Origin of the sequence: Moraxella sp. CTOTU48841, from assembly GCF_032061225.1 — a bacterium.
Classification (GTDB): Bacteria; Pseudomonadota; Gammaproteobacteria; order Pseudomonadales; family Moraxellaceae; genus Faucicola; species Faucicola cinerea.
On the sequence record NZ_DAMBFQ010000004.1, the window covers coordinates 229,403 to 237,245 of the forward strand.

The following is a 7,843-nucleotide window of genomic DNA, read 5'->3' on the forward strand; positions in this document are numbered from 1 at the left end:
AACGTTTGCCATCGGATGAAGCTTGCTTTGTCCGATTTTTATTTGAGACTGCCTAAAAAATAAAAGCTAAACAGGAAATACATGTTCCCTACTACCATGCCCCTTATGACCCTCATCTGGCAACAGCACCGTATTGCCTTTATCAAAGTCATCTTGCTTAATCTGCTTAATGCCTTGGTGAATGTCGCTATTATCGCCTTTATTAACCGTTTTTTAATCGCAGCAGTCGGCGCTGATAATCCCCTCTTAGGCAGTTGGCAGATATTAGCGGTATTTTTGCTAGCGATTATGGGTTTATTAGCGACAACGTTTACTTCACAGCTTGCCTTGACCAAGTTAGGGCATCGCTTTGTGTTTGAATTACGTTCGCAACTGATAAAACGTATCTTAGATACTTCAATCGCCCAAGTTGAAAAAATCGGTAGTGCCAAACTGTTAGCCAGCTTAACTACCGATGTGCAGTCGATTACTGTAGCGTTTGTACGCTTGCCTGAGCTGGTGCAAGGGGTGATTATCTGCACAGCGACTGCGGTTTATTTGGGGTTTTTATCCGTGCCAATGCTGCTTGTGGTCATGGGGTGTATTACGCTGACCATTTTTATCAGCAGTAAACTCGTTGGTCATGTGTATGCCCATTTAGCCACATTACGAGAAATCAATGATGCACTGTATCAAGATTATCAAGCGGTGATTGATGGACGAAAAGAACTTGCCTTAAATCGTGAACGTGCCAACCGCCTATTTACCCATGATTATCAACGCCACGCAAGCGACTATTTCAACCATATTGTCAAAGCCGATACTTTTCATCTGTCAGCTGTAAGCTGGTCAAATATTATGATGTTTGCCGTAATTGGGGTGATTTATGCCCTAGCAAATATTTATCATTGGGTAGATACTGCCACCGCCACTACGTTTGCCCTCACAGTATTATTTATCCAGTCGCCTCTACTGATGGCGATTGGGGCATTTCCCACCGTGCAAACGGCTAAAGTTGCCTTGGAAAAAATACAATCATTACAGCTTGCTGACTATAGCCCAAATTTTGATACCCAAATTTTCACCCCAAATTGGCAAGTCATTACTTTTAAAAATATAAATTATCACTATGACAATAGCGCAAATTTTGGCTTAAAGCATATCAACTTTACGTTAAAACGGGGCGAAGTGGTGTTCTTAATTGGCGCCAATGGTAGCGGAAAATCTACACTTGCCAAGCTCATCACAGGGTTATATCAGCCTAAACTTGCGGAAAATGCCGGTATTTTTATCGATAATCAGCCTGTCGCCTCAGAACATTACCCCCATTATCGCCAGTTATTTTCAGCGATTTATAGCGATTTTTATCTGTTTAACACTGTGATGGGAAACGCGCAAAATACGCCCAATGCCGAGTTAATCGACAATTGGCTTGATATCTTAGCCATCAAAGAAAAAGTCAGCGTCACCGATAATCAACTGAGCGCCACCGAACTTTCGCAGGGGCAGCGCAAACGCCTTGCCATGCTACTTGCTGTCGCCGAAGAAAAGTCTATTTTACTGCTTGATGAGTGGGCTGCTGACCAAGACCCTGCCTATCGCCGTGTGTTTTATCACACTATTATTCCCATGTTGCAAAAAATGGGCAAAACGCTTTTTATTATTAGTCATGATGACAGCTATTTTGAAAAGGCGGATAGATTGTTGATGATGAAAAATGGCGAACTCAGCGAGCTGACCGGTTTGCAACGCGAAAAAGCCAGTCTAGATGCCATTAAAGTGATTGGTGAGCATTAAACAGTCGATATGGATTGCCGTAAAACTAGTTAAAGCGGATTAAATATAATTGCAAATAAGAATGATTATTGTTATTATTTTCATTAATTTTACCATACTGTAAATTTCTGTAATTATTTATTAGGGCGGGGTCACTTATGCGTTTATCTTTTTTATCAGTAGCAATACGGGCGTGTTTGGCGGTGGGTATTAGCCATGTTTTTGCCAGTCAAGTGCTGGCAGACGTTGCGACCAATAGCGAAGAAGCACCCGAAACCACATTAGATACCTTGGTCATTCGTAGTGATGCTTACCGCACCACCGCTACCAAGACCGCCCTTGACCCCGAAAAAACCCCCATGAGTTATTCTCGTATCGAGCAAGAGACATTGCAGCAACGCCAAGCAGACAGTGTCGCGAGTGCGCTGCGTTATGAGCCAGGTGTCAGTAGCGAAAGTCGTGGGACGGTTGGCATTTTTGATGAATATACCCTGCGTGGTTTTAAGAATTATTCTAACTTTTATGACGGAATGCGGCTGCCGTATGATGGAACTTGGAATTTAATGCCCCAAGTCGATGCCTATGCCACCGAAGCCGTGGAAGTACTCAAGGGACCTGCTTCGTCACTGTACGGCTATAATGAGCCGGGCGGTATGGTCAATCAAATCGCCAAAACCCCAAAAAACACTCCCGAAAACGAAATCAGACTACGGGCGGGTACCAATAATCTTAAAGAAATCGCCATTGACAGCACAGGTCCTATTAACGATACCACCAATTATCGCATGGTGGCATTAGCCCGTGAAAAAGACGGACAAATGCAAACGACCGAAGAAAAACGGGTATTAATCAATCCCTCTATCGAATACAAACCGAGCAAAAATATCTCTGTGCTTGCCAATTTGTATTATCAAGATGACCCTCATCAAGTCCCTTCTACCCCACTACCAAGCGTTGGCACAGTGTATAAAGCCAGTTATGGTAAGTTAGACGCGGATGCCTACGCCGGCGATGAATGGAATGATTTTAGTAAAAAAGTCTTTATGCCAAGCGAGACCATCAACTGGAAAATCAATGATTTGTTAACCTTTAAACATACCTTGCGTTATACCGATGCCGATGCCCAACAAAAAAACACCTACCATCAAGGCTTTAGCGAGGGCTCAGACAGCAAGCTGATACGCACCGCCTACACGACCGATGAAAAAATGACCAACTGGGCAACCGATAACCAATTGGCTTATAGTCTGATTACTGATAATACCTCACATAATTTATTATTGGGTGTGGACTATCAAAAAACCGACAGCACCGCTAAGTACGCAGATGCCATGTACAATGGCATACCCATCATCGATTTAAGTGATCCTGATTATGATTTATTTAGCAAAACTGCCCTTAGTTTGACAGGCTATCAACAAACCGATGATATTGAGCAAAGTCAATTCGGCGTTTATCTACAAGATGAAATGCAATGGAACAAGCTTACTGTGGTCGCAGGGTTACGCCACGATGACTATAAAAGCACCACCAAAACCACTGCCGCAGGTAGCAATGCAAAAACCACCGTCAACGAAGCCAAGCAAACATCCGGGCGATTGTCAGCCCTGTATCAACTTGACAATGGATTTGCTCCCTATGTCAGCTACGCTCAGTCATTTCAACCCTTATTGGGCGTCAACTATATTACAGGTGAAGCCTTTAAGCCCACCACCGCCAACCAAGTTGAAGTCGGTATAAAATACAGCTCGCCAGATAAAGCCACCAAAGCCACGTTGTCTGCCTACGATATCACGCGCAAAAATGACAAGGTCACTGCCATCGACTGGACCAAACAAACCCAAACAGGTGAAACCACGTCAAAAGGTTTTGAAATTTCTGCCGATCATCGTTTCAACGATTGGTTCAATGTGGGTGTCGGCTATGGTTATGTCGATGCCGAAATCACCAAGGATGAGTTTAATCCTCAACTGGTTGGCAATACCCCGCAACAAATTGCCAAACACAACGCCACACTGTGGGCAAGTATGAAACCCAACGCCAAAACCGCGGTGCAAGTGGGTGTGCGACACATCGCTGGGATGCAGATTGATAGAGAAAACTCAGATACTTTGCCAAGCGTCACCTTGGTCGATTTGGCTGGTAGTTATCAAATTAACCCCACGTTCGATGTGGGCTTGACTGTCAGTAACTTGTTTGACAAAACCTACGTGGGTAGTTGTTATGACCGCAATAATTGCTGGATGGGTCCAGAGCGACAAGCCAGTGTTAGCTTAACCGCGAAGTTTTAATCAGGTTCATAAATCTAAACAAAGGACTTGTTACCCCAAGTCCTTTCCTTATCGCCCTTTAACAAAAATTACATTCTATGCACCCAGAAAATCTGACTTTATTTGATGACCCCGAAATTGCCGACATCATCGATCACATCAACGAAGACCATGGCGATGATATGAAGCACATGGCATTAGGCTTGCTAAACTTAACCAAGGTTCAGCAAAAAACCTTAAAAAATGCGACCTTACGCCAAATCTATCAACAAGGCTTGCTGTTGGATTTGCAATTTGCGCAAAGCGAGCCGCACTTAGACAATCAGCTTTTGGCATTTAGTGAGCCGACCCAAACCCTTGAAAAATTCAACGACCAATATGTCGCCTTATTGCAGCGCAGTGACCGCAAACAAGGTAAAAAAACCATTGACATCAAGCAGCGTCAATTTTGCCTGCAAAGCGTGGAAGCGGTCAGTCACCATATGTATCGTTTGACAGTGCAAACCGATAGCGATTTATCCGATTTACCTGCAGGTTATGCGTTTTTGTTTGATGTCAAACTGCCCGACACCGACCTAAAAAAACACCCCCGCCCCTACCGCTATTATACGCTTCGCAAGGCATGGCAAACCGTGGATGAAAACGGTGAAACGCGAAACCTGGCTTGGATAGATATTTATTGTCATGGAGAAAAAAACGGCGAAATCAGTCTTGGCGAAACCTGGGTAAAATCGTTAAAAACAGGCGATGTGTTTACCAGTGAGCGAGAATTCCCCGAAAAAATCGACCATCTCGATGTTAATCAGCCACAGGGACAAAGTCTATTAATCGCTGATGAAACCTCACTACCGACCGTAGCGAGACTGTTAGAGCAGTGGCAAATGAGCGAGCAGACAATACCGCCGATTGTACTGACCTTTTTACAAAGCCAGCAAGATTTGGCTTATTTAGAAGACGTTTTAGCCCAGTATCCTGCAACGGTGTTGCCAATTGTAGCTAATGATAATCAACTGCCGCATACGCAGATTTTTACGATACTACAAGATTTTTTACAACAACATCCTCACAAAATTGACCACATCTGGGGTGGTCTTGAAGCGACAACAACGAAAAAATTGCGTTCGCTATTGGATGAGTTATTACAGTTAAGTCGGGATAATAGCGTACTTAAAGTGTATTGGCGAGCAAGCTAACGGCTACCTCGGAATTGGGCAGACAATCAGATGCGTATTTGGGTGCTTAGTCGTAACAATTGGTTGTTTGCAGAGTCGCTTGACGGTAGGCGGCGAATTTTATTAACCGCTTACTATTCATCATTTTGTCACGCAACCTTTTTATGATATCTCACAAATTTATCAACGCTCTTATTTGAGCCTAATTTAGTGAGCGATCATGAACTATAAGACCCATCATTATAAAAACAATCATTATAAAAATACGCAAATCAAGCGCATTTGCCTCACCACATCCATGATTGTAGCAAGCATGTCACTTGTTGCTTGTAATAACAATGATAATGATAGTAATGACCCTAAACCACAGCAAATCGCTACCAATACGAACCTTAACTTTACTATTCTTGAAACGTCAGATTTACATAATAATGTCATGAGTTATGATTATTACAAGTTGACAGAAGACAAAAGTTTGGGGCTTGAGCGAACCGCAACGCTTATTAATAACGCTCGTAGTGAATCTGCCAATAATATCTTGCTAGATAACGGTGATACCATTCAAGGTAGTGCTTTAGGTGACTATCAAGCAACGGTCAACCCTGTCAAATGCGACGAAACACTGGGCATTTATAAGGTTATGAATGACCTAAAATATGATGCAGGTACGATTGGTAACCATGAATTTAACTATGGGTTGAACTATCTTAATCAAATTACAGGCAGTCAGTTTAATGTTGATGGCATAACTGCAAGTGCCAGTGCTTGTAAAGGACCTGACTTTCCCTTGGTTTTATCCAATGTCATTAGTTCACGCACTAATCAGCCACTGTTTAAGCCTTATAAAATCATTACCAAAACCTTTACGGCAACCACACCAGACGGTAAGACGGTTACCGTACCGCTAAAAATTGGTATCATTGGCTTTACCACACCCGGTATTATGCAATGGGACAAAAAATGGCTAGACGGCAAAGTCACCACCGCCGGTGCGAAAGAAATGGCAGAAAAATATGTGCCACAAATGAAAAATGAAGGTGCAGATGTCATTGTCGCCTTGTCGCATGGTGGTATTGATACCTCACCATACAGCCCAATGATGGAAAACGCCAGTTGGCATCTATCGCAAGTGCCAGGTATTGATGCGATTTTGATGGGACACACACATCAAGTGTTTCCCGATGCTAGTAGCAAAGACACCCGCCTAGACCAAGCAGGTATTGATAAAGTTAATGGCTTTTTAAACAATGTACCTGCGGTCATGCCAAGTTTTTGGGGCAAAGGGTTAGGCGTCATCAAATTGAATTTAACCTTTGATGGCAAAAAATGGGTCGTCAATAAAAACAATACCAAAGTGGAAGTGCGTACTATCCAAAATGCTGATAAAACTTTTGTAGCAGCTAACCCGCGAGTGGCTCAATTAATTCAGGCAGAACATAATGCCACTATTGATTATGTCAAAACCCCAATCGGTACATCCGATTTCTCAATGACTTCTTACTTTGCTGATGTGGGTGATGTGTCAGCGATTCAAGTGGTCAACCAAGCCCAAGCCAATTATATCAGCGATTACATTAACGTCAATTTGCCACAATATAAAGATATCCCTGTCTTATCGGTGAGTGCCCCATTTAAAAGCGGATTTGCAGGCGGTTCAGATTATACGGATGTCGCTCAAGGCAATATCGCCATTAACAATGCGGCTGATTTATACCTGTATCCAAATACCGTGTTTGCAGTAAAAATACAAGGCAGTGATATCAAAAAATGGCTAGAGAATTCTGCCAAACGCTTTAATCAAATAAACCCAAGTCTTACCACACCACAATCGTTAATCAGCACTTTTCCTGGGTATAACTTTGATATGTTTACCTCAGCCGATGTGCAATATGAAATTGATGTGACTAAACCTATCGGTAGCCGTATCCAAAACTTAACCTACAAAGGCAAGCCGATTGAAGACAACGCACCATTTATCATCGCAACCAATAACTATCGTGCATCAGGTCTAAAGGAATACTACAGCATCAATAGTACCAATGTAGTTGAATCCCCTGATGCCAATCGTGATGTCCTGATTAACTACATCAAAGCGGCTAAGAATTTATCATTAACCAATAATGGTAGCAGTCGTAGCTGGCGGTTTGCCAAAGTAAAAACAGCGGGTCCTGTAACCTTTAAATCGAGTGCAAACAAAATTGACTTTGCCCAAAAAGCAGGATTAACCAATATTAGCGTCGTAAATAATGACGACGGTTCAAATAAAGGCTTGGCAGATTATGCGATAGATTTATCAAACTAATCGCCAAAAAACTTGTATTTTATTTATCGTTAAAAAAAGTGTGGTAGTTGCCACACTTTTTCTTTTTCTATTTTATTAAGCTTTAATTTAAAAGGTACAGCAAAAGGTACAGCGGACAAGCTTTGACATGCCATCCTCCTTACGTTTATACCGGATTTTACGACACTTGTGTTTTGTTGTTCGTTTTTCATAAGGGTAGTGTCTCAGCGTTTTAGGTTTCCGACAATACCCTATACAAAACGTATTAATCAGCCAAAAAGCAACACCCCCTTACATCAGTAAGGGGGTGTTTGGAATAGGGAGCTGACGATGACCTACTCTCACATGGGCGAACCACACTACCA

The 7,843-nt window shown here is 42.5% G+C and carries 4 protein-coding genes; all 4 read left to right on the top strand.

Translation table 11 applies throughout. The features are described from left to right. The first annotated feature begins 81 nt into the window (after positions 1-81). The 4 genes from RT034_RS06680 (at position 82) to RT034_RS06695 (ending at position 7,499) form a co-directional block, all read left to right on the top strand. Positions 82-1,776, top strand: coding sequence for a multidrug ABC transporter permease/ATP-binding protein (locus RT034_RS06680; RefSeq protein ID WP_313015279.1), 1,695 nt, complete (start codon positions 82-84; stop codon positions 1,774-1,776). Between the two features lie 137 nt (positions 1,777-1,913). Continuing rightward, on the top strand, positions 1,914-4,046 hold the full coding sequence (locus RT034_RS06685; protein ID WP_313015282.1) for a TonB-dependent siderophore receptor: 2,133 nt from the start codon (positions 1,914-1,916) through the stop codon (positions 4,044-4,046). A gap of 77 nt (positions 4,047-4,123) precedes the next feature. Next, on the top strand, positions 4,124-5,218 hold the full coding sequence (locus RT034_RS06690; protein ID WP_313015286.1) for an SIP domain-containing protein: 1,095 nt from the start codon (positions 4,124-4,126) through the stop codon (positions 5,216-5,218). Positions 5,219-5,417: 199 nt separating this feature from the next. Next, positions 5,418-7,499, top strand: coding sequence for a bifunctional 2',3'-cyclic-nucleotide 2'-phosphodiesterase/3'-nucleotidase (locus RT034_RS06695; protein WP_313015290.1), 2,082 nt, complete (start codon positions 5,418-5,420; stop codon positions 7,497-7,499). The last annotated feature ends 344 nt before the right edge of the window (positions 7,500-7,843 follow it).